At 73.1% G+C, this 22392-nt stretch carries 24 protein-coding genes; 9 read left to right on the top strand and 15 right to left on the bottom strand.

The genetic code is table 11. The features are described from left to right. The first annotated feature begins 117 nt into the window (after positions 1–117). Positions 118–1344, top strand: coding sequence for an alpha/beta hydrolase (locus EDF32_RS09485; protein WP_233565836.1), 1227 nt, complete (start codon positions 118–120; stop codon positions 1342–1344). On the opposite strand, the gene EDF32_RS14585 is transcribed toward EDF32_RS09485, so the two are convergent. The 4 genes from EDF32_RS14585 to EDF32_RS09470 form a co-directional block, all read right to left on the bottom strand. Further along, positions 1307–1474 carry a hypothetical protein gene (locus EDF32_RS14585; RefSeq protein ID WP_158614082.1) on the bottom strand — a complete coding sequence of 56 codons (168 nt, stop codon included), beginning with the start codon at positions 1472–1474 and terminating at the stop codon, positions 1307–1309. The two genes, EDF32_RS09485 and EDF32_RS14585, sit on opposite strands and share 38 nt — an antisense overlap. Before the next feature lie 291 nt (positions 1475–1765). Continuing rightward, positions 1766–2197 (bottom strand): GntR family transcriptional regulator, encoded by a 432-nt coding sequence (locus tag EDF32_RS09480; protein ID WP_123308282.1) that lies wholly within the window; start codon positions 2195–2197, stop codon positions 1766–1768. Next, the gene (locus EDF32_RS09475) at positions 2194–3132 is read right to left on the bottom strand and encodes a hypothetical protein (protein WP_148061588.1); all 939 of its coding nucleotides are present in this window, start codon (positions 3130–3132) and stop codon (positions 2194–2196) included. Before EDF32_RS09475 ends, EDF32_RS09480 begins: the two co-directional genes overlap by 4 nt. A gap of 160 nt (positions 3133–3292) precedes the next feature. Next, positions 3293–3844, bottom strand: a complete 552-nt coding sequence (locus EDF32_RS09470; RefSeq protein ID WP_158614081.1) for a cyclopropane-fatty-acyl-phospholipid synthase family protein — start codon at positions 3842–3844, stop codon at positions 3293–3295. Between the two features lie 104 nt (positions 3845–3948). Between EDF32_RS09470 and EDF32_RS09465 the strand changes: the two genes are divergently transcribed. Continuing rightward, on the top strand, positions 3949–4776 hold the full coding sequence (locus EDF32_RS09465) for a class I SAM-dependent methyltransferase (RefSeq protein WP_123308279.1): 828 nt from the start codon (positions 3949–3951) through the stop codon (positions 4774–4776). 82 nt (positions 4777–4858) lie between these two features. Then, the gene (locus EDF32_RS09460) at positions 4859–6154 is read left to right on the top strand and encodes a cytochrome P450 (protein WP_123308278.1); all 1296 of its coding nucleotides are present in this window, start codon (positions 4859–4861) and stop codon (positions 6152–6154) included. A gap of 30 nt (positions 6155–6184) precedes the next feature. Here EDF32_RS09460 and EDF32_RS09455 read toward each other — a convergent pair whose 3' ends face one another. Further along, complete coding sequence (locus EDF32_RS09455) at positions 6185–7042, bottom strand: oxidoreductase (protein ID WP_123308277.1); 858 nt, start codon at positions 7040–7042, stop codon at positions 6185–6187. After that, positions 7039–7314: an Atu4866 domain-containing protein gene (locus EDF32_RS09450; RefSeq protein WP_233565835.1), complete on the bottom strand. Its 276-nt coding sequence runs from the start codon at positions 7312–7314 to the stop codon at positions 7039–7041. The genes EDF32_RS09455 and EDF32_RS09450 overlap by 4 nt, the downstream gene beginning before the upstream one ends. A 129-nt stretch (positions 7315–7443) precedes the next feature. On the opposite strand from EDF32_RS09450, the gene EDF32_RS09445 reads away from it, so the two are divergent. Beyond that, positions 7444–8286, top strand: a complete 843-nt coding sequence (locus EDF32_RS09445) for a helix-turn-helix transcriptional regulator (protein WP_123308275.1) — start codon at positions 7444–7446, stop codon at positions 8284–8286. A gap of 49 nt (positions 8287–8335) precedes the next feature. Here the strand turns inward: EDF32_RS09445 and EDF32_RS09440 are convergent, their stop codons facing one another. From EDF32_RS09440 to EDF32_RS09420, 5 genes are all read right to left on the bottom strand, one after another. Next, positions 8336–9784, bottom strand: coding sequence for an MATE family efflux transporter (locus EDF32_RS09440; RefSeq protein ID WP_123308274.1), 1449 nt, complete (start codon positions 9782–9784; stop codon positions 8336–8338). Positions 9785–9884: 100 nt separating this feature from the next. Next, positions 9885–10331: a MarR family winged helix-turn-helix transcriptional regulator gene (locus EDF32_RS09435; RefSeq protein ID WP_199734885.1), complete on the bottom strand. Its 447-nt coding sequence runs from the start codon at positions 10329–10331 to the stop codon at positions 9885–9887. Between the two features lie 271 nt (positions 10332–10602). Further along, positions 10603–11445 carry a hypothetical protein gene (locus tag EDF32_RS09430; RefSeq protein WP_148061587.1) on the bottom strand — a complete coding sequence of 281 codons (843 nt, stop codon included), beginning with the start codon at positions 11443–11445 and terminating at the stop codon, positions 10603–10605. A gap of 257 nt (positions 11446–11702) precedes the next feature. Further along, on the bottom strand, positions 11703–12215 hold the full coding sequence (locus tag EDF32_RS09425; RefSeq protein ID WP_199734905.1) for a GNAT family N-acetyltransferase: 513 nt from the start codon (positions 12213–12215) through the stop codon (positions 11703–11705). 10 nt (positions 12216–12225) lie between these two features. Further along, entirely contained in the window at positions 12226–13503 is a 1278-nt protein-coding gene (locus tag EDF32_RS09420) for an MFS transporter (protein WP_123308271.1), read from the bottom strand. A 35-nt stretch (positions 13504–13538) separates the two neighbouring features. Between EDF32_RS09420 and EDF32_RS09415 the strand changes: the two genes are divergently transcribed. The 5 genes from EDF32_RS09415 (at position 13539) to EDF32_RS09395 (ending at position 17203) form a co-directional block, all read left to right on the top strand. Then, positions 13539–14126 (top strand): sugar O-acetyltransferase, encoded by a 588-nt coding sequence (locus EDF32_RS09415; protein WP_123308270.1) that lies wholly within the window; start codon positions 13539–13541, stop codon positions 14124–14126. Between the two features lie 9 nt (positions 14127–14135). Next, positions 14136–14723: a TetR/AcrR family transcriptional regulator gene (locus EDF32_RS09410; RefSeq protein ID WP_233565834.1), complete on the top strand. Its 588-nt coding sequence runs from the start codon at positions 14136–14138 to the stop codon at positions 14721–14723. Between the two features lie 38 nt (positions 14724–14761). Further along, positions 14762–15655, top strand: coding sequence for a VOC family protein (locus EDF32_RS09405; protein ID WP_233565833.1), 894 nt, complete (start codon positions 14762–14764; stop codon positions 15653–15655). Positions 15656–15709: 54 nt separating this feature from the next. Further along, on the top strand, positions 15710–16501 hold the full coding sequence (locus EDF32_RS09400) for an SDR family NAD(P)-dependent oxidoreductase (RefSeq protein ID WP_123308268.1): 792 nt from the start codon (positions 15710–15712) through the stop codon (positions 16499–16501). A gap of 144 nt (positions 16502–16645) precedes the next feature. Further along, the gene (locus EDF32_RS09395) at positions 16646–17203 is read left to right on the top strand and encodes a dihydrofolate reductase family protein (protein WP_123308267.1); all 558 of its coding nucleotides are present in this window, start codon (positions 16646–16648) and stop codon (positions 17201–17203) included. A gap of 18 nt (positions 17204–17221) precedes the next feature. Here EDF32_RS09395 and EDF32_RS09390 read toward each other — a convergent pair whose 3' ends face one another. The 4 genes from EDF32_RS09390 to EDF32_RS09375 are packed head-to-tail and all read right to left on the bottom strand — an operon-like array spanning position 17222 to position 22297. Next, complete coding sequence (locus EDF32_RS09390) at positions 17222–19096, bottom strand: glycogen debranching N-terminal domain-containing protein (RefSeq protein ID WP_123308266.1); 1875 nt, start codon at positions 19094–19096, stop codon at positions 17222–17224. Beyond that, entirely contained in the window at positions 19093–20424 is a 1332-nt protein-coding gene (locus tag EDF32_RS09385) for a hypothetical protein (RefSeq protein WP_199734884.1), read from the bottom strand. Before EDF32_RS09385 ends, EDF32_RS09390 begins: the two co-directional genes overlap by 4 nt. After that, complete coding sequence (locus EDF32_RS09380; protein ID WP_123308265.1) at positions 20421–21245, bottom strand: sugar phosphate isomerase/epimerase family protein; 825 nt, start codon at positions 21243–21245, stop codon at positions 20421–20423. Before EDF32_RS09380 ends, EDF32_RS09385 begins: the two co-directional genes overlap by 4 nt. Beyond that, complete coding sequence (locus EDF32_RS09375; protein ID WP_123308264.1) at positions 21242–22297, bottom strand: zinc-binding alcohol dehydrogenase; 1056 nt, start codon at positions 22295–22297, stop codon at positions 21242–21244. The genes EDF32_RS09380 and EDF32_RS09375 overlap by 4 nt, the downstream gene beginning before the upstream one ends. Positions 22298–22392 lie beyond the last annotated feature (95 nt).

Genomic DNA, 22392 nt, shown 5'->3' with positions numbered 1-22392 from the left:
CCCATCGTAGCGATACGGAACGTCTCGTCTTGACACTCGGGCGGACGCTCCGCATGCTGGAGCGCAACGCTACGTATCGTCCCAAAGCCGGGGCGTCGTCCGACGGAGGGATCGATCATGACGTTGCCCTGGGGTTACCTGGTGACGGTCGGGCTCGTCGGCTGGTGCACCTTCTTCGCCGTCGTCGCGCCGCGCAGGCCCCACCCGGTGGCGATGATGAGCTGGTGGTTCGGCCTGGTGGTCAACGAGGTGCCGTTCCTGGCCATCGTGCTCCTGGTGGCGTCCACCGTTCTGGCCGCCGCCGAGGGCGACCTCGACCCGGTGGGCGCCAGGGTGGCGGCGGCGGTCGCCGCCGTGGTCGTCCTCGGGCTCGCCGTCGCCGCCTGGCGGGGCGTGCGGAGCGACCGCGCCGTCGGACGGGCGCTCGCACAGGGGCTGGGACCCGGGTGGCGCGACCAGGTGCGCGTGCCCCTGCGTCGCCACCGGCCCTGGGTCCGTATCCTGCTGCTCCCCTTCGTGCAGTGGCAGCACGACGTAGAGCGCATCCGCAACCTTCGCTACGGGGACGGCGGCCGTCAGAACCTCCTCGACGTGTACCGCCGTCGCGACGCGCCGCAGGGCGCACCGGTCCTGGTCCACCTCCACGGCGGCGGCTTCACCACGGGGAAGAAGAGCCGTGAGGCGCGACCTCTCCTGAACCACCTCGCGAGCCGGGGGTGGGTGTGCGTCAGCGCCAACTACCGGCTGAGGCCCCAGACGACCTTCCCCGGTCACCAGATCGACGCCAAGAAGGTCATCGCCTGGGTGCGCGAGCGCGGCGCGGCGTATGGCGCCGACCCGTCGAGACTGTTCGTGGCGGGCAGCTCGGCCGGCGCGAACATCGCCGGCGTGTGCGCCCTGACGCCGAACGACCCGATGTTCCAGCCCGGGTTCGAGTCGGCTGACACCACGGTGACGGGTGCGGTCCTCCTCTACGGCTACTACGGCCACTACTTCGGCGAGGAACCCGACGGGGCGCCACCCCTGCTCGAGCCGCAGGGGTACGTCCACGCCGGCGCCCCACCGTTCTTCGTCGCCCACGGGACCGCGGACGGCTGGGGAACCGTCGAGGGCGCCCGGCACTTCGCGACCCGCCTGCGCGCCGCGGGCGGCACCGTCGTCTACGCCGAGCTGCCCGGGGGCCAGCATTCGTTCGACGTCTACCACTCCCCGCGCTTCGAGGCCGTCGTGGACGGCGTCGAGGCGTTCGCCGCCCACGTCATGGCCCGGCCGGCGCCCGCGGCCCCAGGGGTCGCGGGGCCGCGCGTCAGGACCCCTCCGGCCAGCTCGGGGCGGGCCGGTTGAACACCATCGGCCCGTAGAACGCCACGTCGGCGGCCTCGATGCCGTCCCCGACGCTGCGGGGGCCCCGGTAGGCGGTCGAGCCGCCCCGTGGCGTGCGGTCGGCCCGGAGGATCTCTTCGAGGAAGCTCATGAGGTGTCCCTTCTCGTGGGTGGCCGGTTCGGCCCGTTCACGAGGACGACGAACGCCGTCGGGCGAGATCGACACGTCCCGCGGGACGTCTTTCGGCGCTCATGCCGGCGACGCGCGACCGGCCGCGTGGTCGGCCAGCACGGCGTCGACGACGCGCCGGTCCCACGCCGGGTTGCCCCAGGCACAGGTGCCGAAGTCGTATCGGCGTAGGGCTCGACGGCACGTGCCCGGAGCATCGACCGCGTCGGGCGGTGCCGCGCTGGGCCTCGTTGCCCGATTGGCTGGGCGGGTTCATCCCACGTGTTCCGGCGCGCTCGGGAGTGCGGAGGTGCCGCGAGGCTGGGTGGGAGAACGTGCCGAATTGAGGATCGCCGCGGAAACCAGGTCACGGATCTCGACGTCGGTGAGGTTGTGGTCACGCGCGATCGTGACGAATCTCTGCGCGGCTTCCGTGACGGCGGCACGGTCGAGCATGGCTGGAGGTGCGGTGACAAGGGTGCCGATGCGTCGCCGGGTCGTGACCAGGCCCGCGGCCTCGAGGTCGCGGTACGTGCGGGCTATGGTGCCCGGCGCGATGCCGAGGTCGTTCGCCAAGGCTCGTACCGTGGGCAGTCTTTGCCCGTCCGTGAGCTCACCAGCGGTGATCAGCGCCGCGATCTGCGAACGGACCTGCTCATAGTGCGGTGTCGTGGACGTGAGGTCGATCGTGATGGCGAGGCTCATGCCCGTGCTTCCGCGGGCTCGGATCCGGCCGACGCTGGGGCAGGATCGCGGGCGGGCCACAGCGCGAGCACGAGCGCGGCGACGGCTGTCGCCAGCGCGAGGACGAGCACCATGTTCCCGACGGTGATGTATCCCTGGCTCACCGGCGCAGGCGCTCCTCCTCCGCTCCCCAGGCCGAGCCACCGGAGGGCGAGACCCGCGAGGGCGACGAGACCGGTGAGAGTTAGCCCTAGCATCAGCTGCACCGTGCGCAGGATGCTCCGAGCGGCCCGACGCCGGAGCCACATGTCCCATTCTTCCCCGACATCTTCGACCGCCGGTCGCGACGCGATCAGGCGAAGCACCAGCTCGGTGACTACTAGCACTGCTGCGGCGGCGACGAGAATCGGAACGGTCCACAGCCAGCCGGGGAAGGGCCCGACGGTGTGGGCCCGGTAGCCGTCGATCACGCGGGAGAGTGAGCGTGGTCCGGAGGCCATGACGCCGAAGAGCAGCGACACCGCGGCGAGGGCAGCGAACCAGACGATGGGCGCGTGGTACAGCCGACCTGTGGTGATGTCGCTCGTGGTGCGCGCGACCAGCCGGGCGTGGCGTTCGGCGCCACGGGGCTTCGGCCATGTCAGCTCGCCGATGGCGTGAAGCGCGAGGAAGCCGAGCAGCGACGCGGTGGGGAGCAGTGCAGCCACGCGTCCCACGAGTCCCGGCAGGACGCCGCCGTAGCGGTTCAGCACCGGGATCGCGACGGTGCCGAAGACCAGCAGGAGCGTCGCGACCACGCGCGTCAGTGCTGCATGCCGCAGAGCCCTTCGTCCGACGGTCGTAGGCGCGACCGCGCGCTGCCCGTCCCACCACAGTGCCGCCCCGGCGGCGAGGCCGACGACGCCAAGAATGATGACCAACGCGACGGCGCGGGGGAGGCCGAACATCGGATCCATGATCACTCTCCTAGAGTATTGATCATGAACTATGAACTATCGGCCAAGAGGCGTCAACCCATCATGAAGATCCGTCGGAGGTTTGACGGCGACGTGCCCTGGCAACTCCATTGAGCAGACCTTGTCGACGAGCGCCGCGCGGACTGCCCGCCGGAGCCGGTCAGGGCAGTGCCGCGAAGAGCCCCGCGTTGAGGAAGTCGGCACCGAAGGTTCCCTCGACGTCGTCGCGCACGCCGCGCAGCTCCATGGGCTGCAGGCCGGAGAAGATCCGCCGCAGGTCCTCGAGCAGGAACGCCGACCCGCCCGCGGTGTCGCCGCTGGTGAGGATCTCGGTGTCCGACGGCGCCGGCTGCCGCTCCTGGGAGAACGCGACGATGCCGTAGCGGCCGCCCGCGGCGAGCAGCGGCAGGACCCGCTCGAGGTAGGTGGGGCGGCGGTGCGGTGCGACGTGGTGGAAGCAGCCCGAGTCGTAGACCAGGTGGAACGGGCCCGGCGGCAGCGGGTCGCGCAGCACGTCCAGGGCGCGCACGCTCATGGACGGCGGCAGGGTGGGGCGGACGTCGTCGAGCACGGCCGCGGCCAGGTCGACGCCGACGACGTCCGCCCCGCGCTCGGCGAGCCACCGGCCGTTGCGCCCGTTGCCGCAGCCGACGTCGAGCACGCGCGCCCCGGCGACCTCGCCCAGCAGCCCGTCGATGGTTCCGATGCGCACGGGTGGGGATCCTCTCCGTCGGGCGCGGCCAGACGCGGCCACGGCCCCAGTCTGACTCGGTGCCACCTCTTGTCGCCCCCGCGCTCGCGTGCCACCGTGGACGGATGACACACCCCGAGGGCCCGGCAGGAGTGTTCGACCGGGTGGCCGACACCTACGACGCCGTCGGAGTCCCGTGGTTCGGGCCCATCGCCGCCGGACTGGTCGCCGAGCTCGACGTCCGCCCGGGCGAGCGCGTGCTCGACATCGGCTGCGGGCGCGGCGCCGCCCTGCGCCCCCTCGCGCTCGCGACCGGGCCGGCCGGGCGGGCCGTGGGCATCGACCTCGCCCCCCGGATGGTCGAGCTGACCGCCCGCGACCTCTCCGATCTCCCGCAGGTCACGGTCGCGGTGGACGACGCGCGGGCACCCCGGCTCCCGGCGTCGTCGTTCGACGTGGTCTCGGCGTCGCTCGTCCTGTTCTTCCTGCCCGACCCGGCGGCCGCGCTCCGTGCATGGGCCGGGCTGCTGGTCCCGGGCGGGCGGCTGGGGATCAGCACGTTCGGCGCGCAGGACGAACGCTGGCGGCGGCTCGACGAGCTGTTCGTCCCCTACCTCCCGCAGGCGCTGCTCGACGCGCGGACCAGCGGCCGCAGCGGCCCCTTCGCGTCCGACGCCGGCGTGGCGGCACTGCTCGAGGGTGCGGGCCTCGAGGGCGTGCGGACCGTCGGCCGGACGGTCGAGGCGGTCTTCCGCGACCCCGACCAGCTCGTCGAGTTCTTCTGGTCGCACGGCCAGCGGGCCATGTGGGAGGCGGTCCCGCCGGAGGAGCGCGACAACCTCCGCGACCGGATCGTCGACCTCGCCCGCTCGATCGCCGACGCCTCCGGGCGCCTCGCCCTCGGGCAGGAGGTCCGCTGGACGCTGGGCGCCCGGCCCGCCGCCCGCTCCTGAGGGCGGCCGCGCCCGGGGCGCCCCGCCGGGCGAGTCCCGCAAGGGTGTGCGGACACTGGCGTACCCGCTCGAGGAGGTCCCCGTGCCCGACACCCGCATCGACTCCGCCACCCGCGCCGACGCTCGCTCCGACGACCCTGCCGCGCACGAGCCGATCCCGCGCCTGCCGGTGGTCGACAGCTCGCTGGCGCTCGCGGCCGACGGATACCGCTTCGTGTCCCGCCGGGCGGACCGCCTCGGGGTCGACGCCTTCCGCACGCGGCTGCTGCTGCGGGACGTCGTCTGCATGCGTGGTCCGGACGCCGCGCGCCTCGTCTACGAGGGCGGCCGGTTCGACCGGTCCGGGTCGATGCCGACGTCGGTCAAGCACCTGCTCCAGGACGACGGGAGCGTGCAAGCGCTCGAGGACGTGGCGCACCGGCACCGCAAGGAGGGGTTCGTCCGGCTCCTGCAGGGCGGCCCCGAGCAGGACCTCGCGCTGCTGCTGCGCGAGGAGCTGGGGACTGCCGTCCGCCGCTGGCGCGGCACGGGGGACGTCCGGCTGCACGACGTGCTGCCCGACGTGCTCGGCCGGGTCGCGCTGCGCTGGGCGGGCATCCCGGTCGAGGGGACCGGCGGGCGCAGGGCCGAGCTGTGGTCCATGGTCGAGGGCGCCGGGGCGTTCGGTCCCGCGAACTGGGTCGCCCGGGCGCGGCGGCGACGCACCGAGGCGTGGGCCCGCGAGCTCCTCACGGGCGCCCGCACCTCGGGCGGCACGGGCACCCCGCTGGCCGACGTCGCGGCATGGACCGACGACGCGGGCCGCCCCCTGCCGCTCGAGGTCGCCGCCGTCGAGCTGCTGAACCTGCTGCGGCCCATCGTGGCGGTGGCGCTGTTCGTCGAGCTCGCCGTGCTGGCCCTCCTGCGCGAACCGGGTGCGCGCGCGGAGCTGACGTCGTCGTCCCCGCCGGACGACGACGCCGTCCGCGACTTCGCCGCGGAGGTGCGCCGGCACGCGCCGTTCTTCCCGGTCATCGGCGCGCGGGCGCGCAAGGACGTCGAGTGGCGGGGAGAGGTGCTGGCGGCCGGGACGTGGGTCGTGCTCGACCTGTACGGGACGAACCACGACGCCCGGCTGTGGCCGCACCCGACCCGCTTCGACCCGGGCCGGTACGCCCGCGGCCAGGGCGACCGCCGGGCGATCGTCGCCCAGGGCTTCGGCTCGTACGACGACGACCACCGCTGCCCGGGGGAGCCGGCGACGGCCCGGATGGTCGAGGAGGCCGTGCGGGTCTTCCTCGAGCTGGACTGGGAGCCGGTCGTCGGCCAGGACCTGAGCGTGCCGCCCGGGCGGATGCCCGCGCGGGTCGCGGACGGGGTGCTGATCCGCCTCGCCTGACGCGCGCGCCGTCGGGCGAGGCGGTCACCCTCAGCGGGTCCCTTCGCGCTCCGGGAAGTCGGTCGAGAGAGTGAGTGCCTCCCAGGCGTCGAGGTCCAGGCCGACGGCGTCGCGCCCGGCGCGCACCACGCGCAGGGCGTCGGAGCCGAGGACGAGGTGGGCTGGCGGGCTCGGCTCGTCGATGATGCGCAGGACGGCTGCGGCGGCTCGCGCCGGGTCGCCGGGCTGGCGGCCGTCCGCCTGCTGGCGTGCGGCGCGGAGCGGTGCGAAGAGGTCGTCGTAGTCGGGGATCGACCGTGGGGCGCGGACCATCGAGCGCCCGGCCCAGTCGGTGCGGAAGGAGCCGGGCTCCACGGCGGTGACGTGGATGCCGAAGGCGGCGACCTCCTTGCCGACGGCCTCGAGGATCCCTTCGAGAGCGTACTTGCTGCCGCAGTACGCGGAGACCCCGGGAAAGCTCGCCAGCCCGCCCATGGAGGTGACGGCCAGGACGTGCCCGCGGCGGCGCCCGCGCATGAAGGGCAGGACCCCCCGCACGGTGGCCGCCGCGCCGAAGACGTTGACGTCGAACTGGGCGCGCAGGTCCGCCAGGGACGTCTCCTCGAAGGTGCCCTCCAGGCCGTAGCCGGCATTGGCGATCAGCACGTCGATCGGGCCGACGCCCTGCTCCACCTCCTCCGTCACGGCGGTCACGGCGTCGTCGTCCGTGACGTCGAGGAGTCGCGCGTGGGCGCGCTCCGGGTGCAGGGCCGTGAACGCCTCCGCGTCGGCGTCCTTGCGGACGGTACCGACGACGGTGTGTCCGGCCTCCAGAGCGGCGGTGGCGAAGGCGCGGCCCAGGCCGCTGCTGGCCCCGGTGATGAGCAAGGTCTTGGTCGTGCGGGTCATGCCTGATCCTCCCTGTAGAGGACGAGGTGCTCGTGGAAGAGCACGCCGTCGCGGATGTCGCCGGTGGCGGTGAAGCCGGTGTCGTCGACGTAGTCGATGTGCGGGCCGCTCGTCGTGTAGCGGCCGGTGTAGGCGCTGCGGCGCGTGCCGCGAGCCTCGTCGTAGCGGCCGTCGGCGCGGAGCTCTTGCCGGATGTGACCGTCGGCCGTCACCCACATCCCGACGACGTCTGCCGCCTCGTCCGTCCTTGCTCCTGGCTGTCGATGTCGCACGGGGCCTTCTCTCGTCTCGCGGGGGGTCTCCGACAGCCTGCGCGGCCTCGGCCGCGCGAACCAGGACAGGCGCTGCCTGGGTGCGGTGCACCCAGGCATGCGCAGGGCGGGCGGCCCTACCCTGGGCCGGTGACCACCAACGCACTCGGAGACTTCCTGCGCGCGCACCACGCTCGTCTGCAGCCCGCCGACGTCGGCCTCGCCTCCTACGGCGTGCGCCGGGTCGCCGGGCTGCGCCGCGAGGAGGTCGCCGTGCTGGCGGGGATGAACGGCGACTATCTGGCTCGCCTCGAGCAGGGTCGCGAGCGTCGTCCGTCCCCGCAGATCCTGGACGCTGTCAGCCGGGCGCTGATGATGGACGACGACGCGCGGGCGCACCTGTTCCGGCTGGCGGGCACGACGCCGCAGGCCGAGCGGCCGCAGCCCCGGGATGCGGTCAGCCCCGAGCTGCGCCAGCTCTTGGACGGGTACCCGAGCGCCGCAGCGTTCGTCCTGAACCCGGCGACGGACTTCCTGGCGACGAACGCTCTGGCGGACGCGCTCTTCTCGCCGTTCCGGACCGTGGACAACCTCGCCCGCATGACCTTCCTCGATCCCGCCGCTCGAAGCTTCTTCTCGCCCTGGGGGCGAGCGGCCGGGGCTGTCGTGGCGGAGCTGCGGCATGCCCTGGGCATCGACCCCCACTACGCCCGGCTGCACGACCTCGCGAGGTCGCTGGCCGGGGCGAGCGAGGAGTTCGCGACGCTGTGGAGCTCGCACGACGTCCACGGCAAGACCCGCGACGGCAAAGAGCTCCTTCACCCCGACGTCGGCCACCTGGCCGTCACGTTCCAGACCTTCGACGTCCGGGGCGCCACCGGCCAGCAGCTGGTGGTCTACCAGGCCGAGCCGGGGAGCCCGAGCGCCCACGCCCTCGCCCTGCTGGGCAGCCTCCACGCCACGCGCCACGCCGAACCCGCGGCGGAGCGTTGACCCGCGGCTCCTCGCAGCGAGCGGCGCCGCCGACCCGTGACGCGCGGGATCAGGCGGCCTCGAGGACCTCTTCGGCGCGCTGCGCGCTGCCCTCGTCGAGACCGCGGTCGATCGCGCGCCGCGAGGCGAGCCACAGCACGAGGCCGACGAGGAGCACGGCGGCCTCGGTCACGGTCAGCGCCCAGATGATGCCGGGCAGGCCGAACCAGAGGTTGCCGAGGATCACGACCGGGATGAACAGGATGCCCTGCGTCGCGGACATCACGGTCGCCGCGCCCGCGCGCCCGGTGGCCTGGAACAGCGAGGTGATCAGGCCGGTGAAGCCGTTCGCGATCATCGCGACGAGCTGCGCCGTGAGGATCGTGGCGCCGATCGTCAGGACCGACGGGTCGGCGACGAACGCGGAGAACACCTGGTCGCGCAGGACGAACAGCACCGTGGCGGAGACCAGCGTGATCGCGCCGACGGCGATCGCGGACCCGCGCAGGGCCGCCGTCAGACGCGCCCGGTCGCCCTTGCCGAACGAGTAGGCGAGCAGCGGCAGCACGCCGAGCGTGATGCCCATGACGAGGAACTCGGGGACCTGGGCGAGGCGGACGGCGACGCCCATGGCGGCGAGCGGGCCGTCGCCGTACGCCGCGGCGAGGTTGTTGAGCACGAGCGAGGTGACGATGAGGAACCCGGCCTGCAGCAGCTCGCCGACGCCGACGCCGAAGACCGGCTTCAGCACGGCGGGGGACAGGGTGAACCACCGCGGCGCGAGGCTCATGTGCTCGCTGTGGCGGTGCAGCCAGGTGGCGAAGTAGACGATGGTGACGAAGTTCGACAGCCCGATCGCCAGCGCAGCGCCCGCGACGCCCCAGGGCAGGACGAGGATGAACAGGACGTCGAAGAGGAGGTTCGCGACGGTCGAGGCGACGAGTCCGATCATCACCTGACGGGCGGCGCCCTCGGCGCGGACGAGCTGCTCGAGGCAGAACGCCGCGGCGAGCACGGGCACGAAGGCGAGCATGACGCCGACGAAAGCCGTCGTCGCCGGCACCGCGGCGGGGGTCGCGCCGAGGAGCGCGACGAGCGGGTCGAGGAAGACCAGCCCGAGGCCGCCCAGGACTGCGCCGACGATCACCGAGCCCCACACGGCGAACGACGAGACGTGCTTGATCTGGCCGGCCTTGCCCGGATCGTTCTCGGCGGCGCCGAGCAGGCGGGAGACCAGCGCGCCGCCGCCGACGCCGAACACGCCGCCGACCGCCATGACGAGCGCGAGGATCGGGGCCCCGAACGTGACGGCTGCGAGCAGCGCGGTGTCGTGCAGCGAGCCGATGAAGCCGCTGTTGATGACGTTGTAGACGGCGCTGACGATCATCGCGGCGGCCATGGGGACGCAGAGGTGGATCAGCGCACGGGTGATCGGTGCGGCGGACAGGTACCAGCGGTTGGTGCCGACGCCGTCGGACGGTGCGACGGGTGCGGAGGCTTCGGGGGTCGTGGTGCTCATGGCTGCTCCTTTTCGGGCAGGCTCCCGCCCACGCCGGAGGGTGCCGGCGCGGCGGGGAGAGGTGCTGGGGGGGTGCGCGGTCGGGCCGCGCGGTGGCGGGTCAGTCCCGGCTGGGCTGGGGGATCTCCGCGGTGATCGTGGTCAGGAGGGCGTGCAGGGTGGCGCGCTCGGCCTCGTCCAGCGGGGCGAGGATCGTCTCGTCGGCGGAGGTCATGGCGGTCTCGAAGCCGGCGATGAGCTCGGTGCCGGCCGGCGTCGCGTGGACGAGCTTGGTCCGCGCGTTGCTGGTCGGCGTGCGGCGCTCGATCAGACCGCGGCGCTCGAGCCCCTGCAGGAGGCTCGAGACGCTCGCCGGGCTCGTCCGGCTGACCTGCGCGATGTCGCGCTGGATCGCTCCCGGATTCTGGACCAGGTAGCCGAGCACGAACGCCTGCTCGTGGCTGAGGTCGCGCTCGCGGATCCAGTCCTCGCCGACCTTGCGCTGGGCCCATCCGATCCAGCGCATCAGCTCGAGGCTGCTGACGGTCCTGTCCTCGTTCACGTCCATACTGAGAACTCTAACCATTTGATCTCGAACAGTCAACCATCGAACATCTGCCTGAGGGACCAGGCTCCGCAGCCGTTCAGAGATCGACGCGCGTTGAGAGGGTCGTCGATCACGGACGCAGCTACGGGAGCGTGTGAGCGGCAAGCACCAGTCGGCTCAGCCAGTCCGCGAAGCGTCGTTCCGATGACGCCGCGCGTTCCACGTGGCCGCTCTGCATGCCCGACAGGACGGCCGGCATCGCCAGCCGTCCTGTCGGGTTCGTCGAGCTGGGTCAGCTCACCTTCTTGATCTCCTTGAACCCGTCGAACGAGACGACCGAGCCCTCGACATCCTTGACCGTGAGGTTCACGTTGCCGGCGTCCCCGTTGTTGATACCGATGACGTCGTCATTGCCCTTGGTCTGGGTGATCGTGCCGAGCACCATGATGGCGTCCGTGTCGACGGTGCCGACGTACTTGCCGGGGTCGATCTGCGGGCCGACGAGATAGTCACCGTTCTTGATCGTGTCGACCTTCTCGCCCGGAACATCGGCGGTGTTCACGATGTCCTCGCACCCGGAGAATGACACGTCAGTACCTGGCTTGTCGGTGACCGTGAAGATCACGTCGCCCTCGCTGCCGTTGTTGATGCCGATGACGTCGTCGTTGTCGGCCGTCTGCGAGATGGTGCACAGTGCGATCACGCCTTCGGTGGTGTGCGCGCGGTACTGGCCCGGTTCGATATCGGTGCCCACGATGTAGTCGCCGTCCGACAGTTCCGGTTCTGCGTCCTCGGCGGGAGCGTCCTTCTTCGAGGCGTCCTCGTCCTTCGCATCCTCGTCCTTCGCGTCGTCGGCCGCGACGTCGTCGGCTGCCGGCTCCGACGCCGTGGTCCCCGCCGGCGTGTCGGCCGCAGGAGTCTTGTCGTCCCCTCCGCCCGAAGTGGCAACGGAAATCACAATGATCAGAACGACGACTGCGCCGACGAACGTGAGGAACTTGTGGCGTGCGAACCAGTTGCGGTTCGCCTTCTTCACGGCCTTGGCCTCTCGGGCGGCTCGCTTCGCCTCGGCTTTCGACTGCGGAGCGGGCTGACCAGTCGGCCTCTGAATGTCGCCAGGGGTGTTGTCGCTCATGCGTGTGACGCTCCAGAAAGTCGTGTAGCTCGGCAGGGCGCTGCCGGGACGAGTGCGATCCTCTCGTTGTCTGTGCCAGAGCCTGAGACTTCGACGGTGGCCCGAGAGAACTAAAAAGTACCAATTAATGAAACCGGGCACCAAGGTGAGGAGTGAATTTCACCCGCTGCATGAATCCAAAGATCTCACCCGGGCGAATTATCGAACCGGCACGCTCGGGTCCCGTTCGTCCGGCTTGACGAGCCGGGCGGTCGCGGTCACAGCTGGCGGTGCATGACGTGCAGCCCGACGAGCCCCAGCACCGGGTGGTCGAACGCCCTCGGCACGGTCGCGATCACCTCGAACCCCAGCGACCGCCACAGGCGCACCGCGCGCTCGTTGGTCTCGACGACGGCGTTGAACTGCATGGCGAGGTAGCCGTCGGCCCGCGCGCCGTCGAGCACCGCGGCGGCGAGCGCCCGCCCGACGCCGCGCCCGGCGGCGTCCTGCCCGACGACGAAGCTCGCGTTGGCGACGTGGGACCCCGCCCCGGGGTGGTTGGGCAGGTACTTGGCGGTGCCGAGCACGGTGCCCCGGTCCTCGGCCCGGGAGCTCACCGCGACGAGGACGCGGGCGCGCTCGGCGGACATCCACGCCGCGAGGGCCTCGGGCTCGCTGATGTCGCGGGGGTAGGTGTAGGTCTCGCCGGCCTGGAAGACGGGCTCGAGCACGCGCCAGATCTGGGTCCAGTCCTCGACGGCGGCTGCACGGACCTCCACGTCGGCGCTCACGGACCCGACCCTAGGCGCCGCGGCTCGTAAGATCGTCGCGGACGTCCTCGAGGACCGTCGCGTCCGCGTCCGCGTCCGCGTCCGCGTCCGCGTCGGCACCCGGTGCTCCGCCTCCGCCGGGACGGGGCCGCGCGGCGCCCGCCGCGAACGTCGCGACCACGAGCAGCGCCACGACGACGAGCATCGCCTCGCGCAGCCCGGCATGCTGGCCGACGAAGCCCAGCAGGGGCGGCCCGACGAGGAACGCGAGGTAGCCGCTGGTCGCGACGGCGCTCACCCGCTCGGACGCGCGGTCCGGGTCGTCGCCCGCGGCGGAGATCGCGACGGGGAAGCCGAGCGAGGCGCCGAGGCCCCACAGGGCGACGGCGATGCCGGTGACGACGGCGTCCGACGCGAGCACGACGGTGAGGATGCCGACGACGGCGAGCACGGCGCTCGTGCGCAGCACGGGCGCGCGGCCGAACCGGACGACCACGGGGCCGCCGAGGAAGCGCCCGACGGTCATCGCCGCGGCGAACCCGGCGTAGACGAGTGAGCCGGTCGTCGCGGACACGTCGTGGCCGTCGACCATGAGCAGCGGGAGCCAGTCGTTCGCGGCGCCCTCGGCGAACGCCATCGCGAGGACGACGGCACCGATGAGCACCAGACGGCGGTCGCGCCACACGCTCGGGCGTCGCCCGCCCCGCCCGTGCGACGTCGTCGCCGCGGGGGCCGCCGCGCGCCCCGTCCCGGCGGGGATGCCGGGCAGCGCGACGAGGGCGAGAGCCGTCATCGTCCCCGCGGCCACGAGGAGGTGGGCCGCCGGCGGGACCGCCGCGGCCGTGAGCGCGATCCCCGCCAGCGCGCCGACGACGGTGCCCAGGCTGAAGCTGCCGTGCAGCATCGGCAGGACGGGCCGCCCGGTGACCCGTTCGACGTCGGCGCCCTCGATGTTCAGGCCGATCTCCCCGAGGCCGCCGCCGATGCCGAAGCAGAGCAGGCCGGCGAAGACGCCGGTACCCGAGGACCCGGCCGCACCGAGGCCGACGAGCGCGGTGCCGCTCAGCACGGCGACGGTGCCGACGACGAGGACGGGACGCGCTCCCCACCGGCGCACCAGCGGCCCGGAGGCGAGCACGCCCGCCATCGAGCCGACGGAGAGGCCGAAGAGGATCAGGCCCATCTCGGCGGTGGACGCGCCGAGCGCGTCGCGCACTGCCGGGGTGCGGGTCACCCACGAGGACATGCCGAGCCCGACGACGAGGGAGAGGGCGAACAGCGAGAGGCGGCGTCGGCGTTGGGCAGGCATGTGTACGATCGTACGCTAGGTGTACGATCGTCCACATGACGAGCACCGACTACTTCGCCGACGACCCGCGTACCAACCGTGAGCGCATGCTCGCCGGCGACCTGTACATCGCCGACGACCCGGACAACGAGCGGATCACCCAGCGCGCCGTGACCCGGCTCGAGGACTACCGCGTCGCCGTCGCGGCAGCCGAGCCCGACGCCGTGCGGATCCTCGCCGACGTCCTGGGGGAGCTCGGCGAGGACGCGTTCATCCGCCCGCCGCTGTACGTCGACTACGGCGAGAACATCCGGGTGGGGGCGCGCACGTTCGCCAACTACAACCTCATGGCGCTCGACGTCGCCCCGATCACCATCGGCGAGGACTGCCAGATCGGACCGAACGTCCAGCTGCTGACCCCGACCCACCCCGTCGACCCGCAGCCGCGCCGCGACAAGCTCGAGGCGGCGAAGCCGATCACCATCGGCGACAACGTGTGGCTGGGCGGCGGCGTGATCGTGTGCCCCGGCGTGACGATCGGCGAGAACACCGTCGTCGGCGCGGGCGCCGTCGTGACGAAGGACCTGCCCGCGAACGTCGTCGCCGTCGGCAACCCCGCCCGCGTGATCCGCGAGAACATCTGACCTATGAACGTGCCTGACGCCGCTGGTCCCGCGGCCGGGGCGGCGCACCGGCCGCGTCGGTTCGACCCGGCGCGCCGTGACCGCATCGTCGACGCCTGCCTCGACGTCCTCGCCGAGGCGGGCGTCGCGGGAACCTCGCACCGAAAGGTCGCTGCGGCCGCGGACGTCCCGCTGGGCTCCATGACCTACCACTTCGACGGCATGGAAGAGCTGCTGCACGAGGCGTTCGGGCAGTTCACCCAGGAGTTCGCCGCCACTTTCGAGCGGCGCATGACCGGTGCCCAGGACCGGGACTCCGCCGTCGAGGCCGTCGTGCAGATCGTCACGCAGGACGTGTTCGCCAGCCGGCGCGACCTCGTCCTCACCCACGAGCTCTACGTGCTCGCCGCCCGCGAACCCGCCTACCGCGTGCTGACCGACGAGTGGATGCGCCGCAGCCGGGCCGCGCTGGAGCGGCACTTCGACCCGGCGACCGCCCGGCTCCTGGACGCCCTCATCGAGGGACTGACGCTCCACCGGGCCCTCGCCACGGGTCCGCACGAGGACATCGACGTCGCCGAGGCGGTGCGCCGCATCACGACGCCCGCCGCGCGCTGAGCGCTTGGGGACCCGCTCTGTCGGTGGCGGCGTGCAGCATGGGGGACACGGAGGACCAGAGCCCGCGCCCGGAGGTCGTCATGAAGCCCGAACCGCGCACCTATCCCCACGGCGTGCCGTCGTGGATCGATCTCGAGCCGCCCGACGTGGACGTCGCGCTCGCGTTCTACGGCGAGCTGTTCGGCTGGTCGTTCACCGAGAAGCTCCCGCCGGGCGCGCCGGGGCGGTACGTCGTCGCCTCCGTGGACGGCACCGACGCGACCGCGGTCGCCGCGATCGCGTCCGATGACGCACGCGCCGGCTCCGGCGCGTGGAGCACGTACACGGCGGTCGACGACGTCGACGCGGTCGCCGCCCGGGCCGCCGGCCTGGGCGGGGAGGTGCTCTCCGGCCCGGAGACGGTCGGCCCGCCGGGCGAGCCGGCCGGGCGGACGGCGGAGCTCCGCGACCCGCAGGGCGCCGTCAGCCGGCTGTGGCAGGCGGGCACGAGGACGGGCGCGCAGCGCGTCGACGAGGCCGGGGCGTGGGTGTTCAGCTTTCTGCGTACGCCGGACCGGGAGCGGGCGCTCGCGTTCTACGGCCCGCTGCTCGGCTGGGAGCGCAGCGACGAGCTCGGCGCCGGCATGATCCGCGTGCCCGGGTACGGCGACCACCTCGCGCGCACCAGCGACCCGGGCATCCACGAGCGCCAGTCGTTCGCGCCGCCAGGGTTCGCGGACGTCGTCGCGGGGGTGGAGGTCGACGACGGCCCCGCGCGCTGGGACGTGTTCTTCGCGGTGGCGGACCGCGACGACGCGGCCGCGGCGGTCGAGCGCGCGGGCGGGACGGTGCTGTCGGTGTCCGCGAGCGAGTGGACGCGGGACGCCGAGGTCCGCGACCCGCAGGGCGCCGTGCTCGTGCTCTCGCAGTTCGTGCCCCCGGACGGCTCGTGAGCGGCAGGGCCGACGTGGCGGACGTCTTCCGCACCGACCGAACGGCGGGGAGCCATGGATCTGCAGCTTGACGGCCGGCGAGCGTTCGTCAGCGGTTCGACGCGAGGCATCGGGTACGCGATCGCGCGGGCCCTGCTCGCGGAGCGCGCGACCGTCGTGATCAACGGACGCACCGGGCCCGCGGTCCAGGACGCGGTGGACCGCCTCCGGCGCGAGGTGCCCGGGGCGACCGTCTGCGGGGCCGCCGCCGACCTCGCCGACCCGGCCCGGGCGAAGGAGCTCGTCGAGGGGCTGGGTGAGGTCGACATCCTGGTCAACAACGTCGGGCGCTTCGACCTCTCGTCCTTCCAGGAGACGCCCGACGAGGAGTGGCAGCGCTACTTCGACCTGAACGTCATGAGCGGGGTCCGGCTCTCGCGGCACGTGCTCGGCGGCATGCTGGAGAGGAACCGCGGCCGGATCCTCTTCATCAGCAGCGAGTCCGGGGTCGACGTCCCCGCCGACATGGTTCCCTACGGGGTGACCAAGGCGGCGATGCTCGCCCTCGCCAACGGGCTCGCCAAGCTCACCCGGGGGACCGAGATCACGGTGAACACCATCCTCGGAGGTCCCACCTACTCCGACGGCGTCGCGCAGACCGTCGAGCAGCTCGCGCGATCCCGAGGGATGGCGGCCGAAGACCTGAAGGCAGCCCTCGCCGGCGGCAACCGGACCTCGCTCCTGCAGCGGTTCATCGAGCCCGACGAGATCGCGAGCCTCGCGCTCTACCTCGCCAGCCCGCTGTCCTCCGCCACGAACGGGGCGGCGGTCCGCGCGGACGGCGGGGTCCTCACCACGACGACGTAGAGCGCTCTGCTCGGACGCCGACAGGTGGGAGCGGCTCAGCCGGAGCACCGACGTCGACTCCTGACCCGCGTGGTCGCCCGCGAGGGGCGCCGCGTCCGGGAGCGCCTAGGGTTTCGTCTACGCGCTCGTACCCCGAGGAGACCCATGGGACGGCTCATCTACTCGATGATCACCTCGCTCGACGGCTACGCGAAGGCGGCCGAGGGCGACCTCGGCACCGGGGCAGAGGACCCGGAGGTGCACACCTTCATCGGCGACCGCTTCCGGTCCGTCGGCACGTTCCTCTACGGCCGGCGGATGTACGAGACGATGGTCTTCTGGGAGACCGCCGACCAGGACCCGGACGCGCCGCCGCACATCGCGCAGTACGCGCGCGACTGGCAGGCCGCGGAGAAGGTCGTGTACTCCACGACGCTGGGATCGGCATCCAGCGCGAGGACCAGGATCGAGCGGACGTTCGACCCGGAGGCGGTGCGCCGGCTCAAGGCCGAGTCCGACCACGACCTCAGCGTCGACGGCCCGAACCTCGCGGCCCAGGCGATCGCGGCCGGCCTGGTCGATGACTACCACCTGTTCGTCACCACGAGCGTGATCGGCGGCGGGACGAGGTTCTTCCCCGACGGTGTGCGGCTCGACCTCGAGCTGGTCGAGGAGCGAGCCTTCCCGACCGGGCTGATCTACGCGCACTACCGGACCCGCTGAGCCGCGCCGGGCGGCCCGTCATCCCTCGTCGGCGGGATGCGCGACCAGCCTCGCCGCGGCGACCGCCGCGGCGGCGGCCCACGCCTGGGGCACCCCGGCGTGGGCGTAGCGCACAGGCACCGGGAACTCCTCGCGGCCGAACCCCGCGAAGAGCTCGGGGAGCCGGCCGTCGAAGGCCGACGCCGCGTCGTGGAGCTCTCCGGCGACGATGCGCGCCTCGCGGGTCATCCCCGACTCGTGCATGCCGACCGCGGCGAGCATCGTGTCGTGCGGCCACACGGAACCGTTGTGGTACGACGTCGGCGCGTACGGCGCCTGCCCGGCGGCCAGGGTCCGGATCCCGAACCCCGTACGGAACTCGGGCGCCATCAGCCGGTCGGTCACCGCCCGGGCCCGCCGCGGGTCGAGGATCCCGCTCCACAGGAGGTGGCCCGCGTTCGAGGCCAGGGCGTCGACCTGGCGGCCGTCACCGTCGAGAGCGAGCGCCGGGAACTGCACGTCGTCCATCCAGAAGCGCTCGACGAACCTGGTGCGGAGCTCCTGGGCGAGCCGGTCCAGCTCGTCCGCCCACGCGGCGTCGCCCCAGACCGTCCGGGCGAGGCGCGCGGTGTCGGTCAGGCCCCGCCACGCGTAGCCCTGCACCTCGCAGAGGGCGATCGGGCCGTCCGCGAGCGTGCCGTCGCGGAAGACGACGGCGTCGTGGGAGTCCTTCCAGCCCTGGTTGATCAGACCCTCGGGATCCGGCCGGTACGTGACGAAGCCGCCGCCGTCGAGGCCGCCCGGGCCGCGGAGCCAGGCCACGGCTGACCGGGCAGCATTCTGGAGCCCGTCCGTGCGGGCGCTCTCCGGGTCCAGGGCGCCCAGGGCGACGAGGAACAGCGCCGTCGCGTCGACCGTGCCGTAGTAGCGCGCGTAGGGCACGAGGCCGAGGCGCGCGAGGTCTCCGACCCGCACCTCGTGCACGATCTTCCCGGGCTGCGCGAGCCGCTCGGGCTCGTCCGACGACGCCTGGGTCGCGGCCAGCGCGCGCACCACGTCCCGCAGCAGCTGAGGCCGCTCGTCGTGGGCGAGCAGCGAGGCGATGATCGAGTCGCGTCCGAAGAGCGTCATGAACCAGGGCGCTCCCGCGGCGGGGACGGCGAGCCCGTCCACGCCGGGGCAGGGCATCACCAGGGCGTCGAGGTCGTCGAGCGCGCGGGACGCCGCACCGGGCGCCGCAGCCGCGCCTGAGGGGGCGCCGGCGGCGGCCGGGGGCTCGCCCGCCCGTCCTGGCACCGACGCGGTGACGTCGATGGTGACCGAGTCGCCCGTCTCGAGGCTCAGGTCCCACTCGAGGACCGACTCGTCCCCGGCCCGGACGTGCGAGGGGGCGGGCCGGGCAGAGACGACGGTCGTGTGCTCGAGCGACGTCGCGCCGTACGAGACGGTCGCGGCGAGCACGACCCCGTCGCGTCGAGGGACCGCCGTGCGCGCACAGGTCACCGGGTAGGTCCGTCCGTCCGAGCGCACGGCGAACTGGTCGACGAAGTCCGCGCCGACGGTCAGGAGGAGGCGCACGCGGGCGGGTCCGGGTGCGGTCCGCGTGACGCGCCACCGCTCGACCAGCCCCTCGTGGCTGACCTCCTGGTTGCGCACGACCAGCACGTCGGTCGGCTGGTTGCGGGTCGTGGGCGGCACCAGCGCGGTCGAGCGCCGCGACGACCCGGCCGTCGCCCCCGCCACGACGAGCGAGGACGCACCGTCGGGCACGCCGCCCGCCAGGTGCCACGTGCTGACATGGCGGACGTCGTCCAGATAGAGGCCGTGCGTGGCACCGGCAGAGGGCCGGACGTCGCCGGACCCGTCGGTGAGCAGCATGGTCCCGGCGCGGACGAGGATCGAGTCGGAGGTCACGGCCGGCCCTCCCTCCCTGCCACCAGGTCCAGGACGAGCGCCGCGGTCCAGCTGAACGCCCGGGTGCCGTGTCCCGCGCCGGTCCACGGGTCCACGTACTCGGGGAAGCCCTCCCGCGAGGCGACCCGGGCCATCGGCTCGACGTACCGGTCGGCGAGGTCGTCCAGGCCGTGCGCGCGCAGCCCCTCCAGGAGGAGCCACATCATGTTGAACCACGCCGGCCCGCGCCAGTAGAGCTCAGGGTCCATGTCGGGCGCGGTGGCATCGTAGCTCGGCGCCATGAGCGGTCGTGAGGTCGAGGCCACGTCGAGGAAGCGCGGTCCCAGCGCCGTCCGGAGCAGCGCGTCGCTGCGCCCGGGAGGAAGGATGCCCGGGGCGAGGAGGGGGAGGAGCCCGCCGACCGTGGCCTTGCGCACCTGATCGCCGGAGCGACGGTCCAGGGCGACGTAGATCTCGAGGTCGGGGTCCCACAGCCCCTCGAGCGCCTCGGCGATCCGCGCGGCCCGCGACCGGTGAGGCGCCCCGTCGAGGCCCAGGACTTCGGCGATGTCCCCGAGGGCGAGCTCGGACCGCGCCCAGAGCGCGTTGGTCGTCGGGTCGTCGACGACGAAGGGGTGCCCGGGATCGGCGTCGTCGCACGCGTGGTCGCGATAGCGCTCGGCGAGCCAGAAGTACTTGCCGTACTCCTTGCCGCTGGGCCGCTCGCCCTCTGACGCGTGCTTCAGGTCGGGACGGTGCATCGCCGCCCGCGGCTCGTCGGGGACGCCCGCGAGGACCTCGTCCCACAGCGGCGAGTTGTCGGTGCCGGACTCCCAGGGGTGGACGACGGCGACCAGGCCGTCGTCGGACGCCCTCCTGTCCTCCAGGTACCGGTGCCACGCGACGAGCCGCGGGTAGGCGCGCTCGAGGAAGCGGCGGCGCGCCGACTCGTCGGGGTCCTGGCTGTGCACGAGCCAGGCCGCCCAGGCGTGCACCGGGGGCTGGACGAGCCCCGTCGTCGGCACGGCAGGGCTGCCGGGCAGGTCCGCCGACCGCCAGAACGTCGCGCTGGGCGCGTAGTCGTCGTCCCGGCGCGTGTCGTAGACGATCTGCGGGAGCCGTCCGTCGGACCACTGGCCGGAGAGCAGGCTGTCCAGCTCGACCTGGGCCCGACGGGCGGAGAGGTGGCGGAGGCCGACGGCGATGAACGCCGAGTCCCAGCTCCACTGGTGCGGGTACAGCCCCGTCGCGGGCACCGTGTACGCGCCGCCCCAGTTGTCCTGCAGGATCCCGGCAGCCGCCCGGGCAGCCTCGCTGGTGGCGCTCGCGGGCGCGAGGGCGGTGCTCACGCGAGATGCCGGCGCAGGAGCGACGGGACGCGGGGCAGGACGACCTCGGCCGGTCCCGACAGCCGCGACTCGACCGCGACGGGACCGACGTAGCCGGAGGACCGCAGCGTCGACATCTCCAGCGCCCAGTCGACGTGCCCGGCGCCCGGCTCGAGCCGGTTGGAGTCCGACGCCTGGACGTGCGCGACGTACTCGACGGCGTCCGCGAGGGAGCGCGCGGGATCGGCCTCCTCGATGTTCATGTGGTACGTGTCCGGCGCCAGCCGGAAGGCGTCGTTCCCCACCTCCCGGCAGAGCGCCACGCCCTGCGCGATGGTGTTGACCATGTGGTCCTCGTACCGGTTCAGCGGCTCCAGCAGGATGCGGGTCCCGACGGACGCCGCATGCTCGGCCAGGCGGCCGAAGGCGTCGACGAGCTGGGCGGTGTCGTCCTCCGGGGAGCGCGGCGGCTCGAACGGGGGGAGCCGTCGCGAGAACATCCCGTACGAGGCCGGCGTCATCGCGCCGACGCCGCCGAGCTCGGCCATCACGGTGAGCTGGGACGTCATCTGGCGCACGGCGTCCTCGGCGAGGTCGCGGTCGAACGCGCCGACGAAGTGCGACATCTCGACGCACACGGTCGGCATGAGGACGCCGTTCGCGTACGCGCGGCGCAGCTCGGGCAGGCGAGCCTCGAGGGCGTAGTCGCCCTGGCCGCGCAGCTCGAGGCCGTCGAACCCCCACGAGCGTGCGACGCCGAACTTCTCCTCGACGTCGCGGCCGGGGACGTGCTGCTCCTGGACGAGGATCGGGTGGGTCGTGGTCCGCTGCTCGGCGCTCATGCGTCCAGCACCACCTGGAGCGCCGCGGCGCCGTCGGTGTCGAGCAGCTCGTAGGCCGCCGCCGCGTCCGTGATCGGGAACCGGTGCGAGATCAGCTCCCGGACGTCGGGCGTGCCCCGGTGGAGCAGGTCGACGACGGTCCGCTGGAGGCGCGGCACGTCCCAGCGTGCCGTCAGGCGGGGCGGCACCCCGCCGATCTGGGACGCGACGATCCTGACCCGGTTGTGGTGGAACTCGTCACCGAGCCGCAGGCCGTTCGCCTCGCCTTGGTAGAAGCCCGAGGCGACGACGGTGCCGTCGGGGCCGACGACGCGGGTCGCGGACTGGAGAGCCGCGTAGCTCCCCGAGAGCTCGATCGCCACGTCGACGCCCGTGCTCGAGGTGATCTCGCGGACCTGGTACGGGAGCTCGGGCCCCGGGGAGAGGACGTCGTCCGCGCCGAAGGAGCGGGCCACCTCGCGACGGTTCGCGATGCCGTCGACGGCGATCACCCGTGCCCCGGCGAGCGTCGCGAAGCGGGTCGCGAGCAGGCCGATGACGCCCTGGCCGAGGACGACGACGGTGCTGCCCGGGTTCAGGTCCGCGGCCAGCACCGCGTTGAGCGCGATCGCACCGACGCGGACGAAGCAGCCGGCGACCGGGTCGAGCCCGTCGGGCAGCCGGTGCCCCCGCAGGGCGTCCTGGCTGAGGACGCCCTCGGAGCGGTGGCCCCAGATGCCCCACACGACGTCCCCGACGGCGACGTCGTCGTCCTGGGGCGTCCGGGCCGGGTCGGCGGCGACCTCGACGACCTCGCCCACCTCGGAGTAGCCCCAGCCGTCGAGCGGGTAGCCCGGCGGCGTGGCGGTGGCGGCGTCCTGGAACACCCGCTGGTCCGGGTCCCAGGTCGAGGTCAGGTAGGGGTTCGTCCCGCGGTAGGCGGTGAGCTCGGTACCGGCGGAGATCCCGGTCGCGACGGTGCGTACCCGCACCTGGCCGGGGGTCAGCGGCTGCGGGCTCGTCTCGATGATCTCGACGCGGTGGGGTGCCGCGAAGCGCACGACCTGTGTCACGTAGCAGTCCGTTCCTGCCCCGTCCGGGGCCACATATCGAAGGCGTCCTTGCTAGTTCAGCATAGCGGATGATCAGAAGTGCTAGCCTGCTACCT

It is taken from the genome of Cellulomonas sp. PhB143 (assembly GCF_003752595.1).
GTDB lineage: Bacteria > Actinomycetota > Actinomycetes > Actinomycetales > Cellulomonadaceae > Paraoerskovia.
This window is presented reverse-complemented; position numbering and strand designations above follow the sequence as displayed.

Bases quoted from the DNA above. Each gene is read 5' to 3' on its own strand.
- EDF32_RS09485 (WP_233565836.1), top strand. From the start codon at position 118: ATGACGTTGCCCTGGGGTTACCTGGTGACGGTCGGGCTCGTCGGCTGG.
- EDF32_RS14585 (WP_158614082.1), bottom strand. From the start codon at position 1,474: ATGAGCTTCCTCGAAGAGATCCTCCGGGCCGACCGCACGCCACGGGGC.
- EDF32_RS09480 (WP_123308282.1), bottom strand. From the start codon at position 2,197: ATGAGCCTCGCCATCACGATCGACCTCACGTCCACGACACCGCACTAT.
- EDF32_RS09475 (WP_148061588.1), bottom strand. From the start codon at position 3,132: ATGGATCCGATGTTCGGCCTCCCCCGCGCCGTCGCGTTGGTCATCATT.
- EDF32_RS09465 (WP_123308279.1), top strand. From the start codon at position 3,949: ATGACACACCCCGAGGGCCCGGCAGGAGTGTTCGACCGGGTGGCCGAC.
- EDF32_RS09455 (WP_123308277.1), bottom strand. From the start codon at position 7,042: ATGACCCGCACGACCAAGACCTTGCTCATCACCGGGGCCAGCAGCGGC.
- EDF32_RS09440 (WP_123308274.1), bottom strand. From the start codon at position 9,784: ATGAGCACCACGACCCCCGAAGCCTCCGCACCCGTCGCACCGTCCGAC.
- EDF32_RS09435 (WP_199734885.1), bottom strand. From the start codon at position 10,331: ATGGACGTGAACGAGGACAGGACCGTCAGCAGCCTCGAGCTGATGCGC.
- EDF32_RS09430 (WP_148061587.1), bottom strand. From the start codon at position 11,445: ATGAGCGACAACACCCCTGGCGACATTCAGAGGCCGACTGGTCAGCCC.
- EDF32_RS09420 (WP_123308271.1), bottom strand. From the start codon at position 13,503: ATGCCTGCCCAACGCCGACGCCGCCTCTCGCTGTTCGCCCTCTCCCTC.
- EDF32_RS09415 (WP_123308270.1), top strand. From the start codon at position 13,539: ATGACGAGCACCGACTACTTCGCCGACGACCCGCGTACCAACCGTGAG.
- EDF32_RS09405 (WP_233565833.1), top strand. From the start codon at position 14,762: ATGGGGGACACGGAGGACCAGAGCCCGCGCCCGGAGGTCGTCATGAAG.
- EDF32_RS09400 (WP_123308268.1), top strand. From the start codon at position 15,710: ATGGATCTGCAGCTTGACGGCCGGCGAGCGTTCGTCAGCGGTTCGACG.
- EDF32_RS09395 (WP_123308267.1), top strand. From the start codon at position 16,646: ATGGGACGGCTCATCTACTCGATGATCACCTCGCTCGACGGCTACGCG.
- EDF32_RS09380 (WP_123308265.1), bottom strand. From the start codon at position 21,245: ATGAGCGCCGAGCAGCGGACCACGACCCACCCGATCCTCGTCCAGGAG.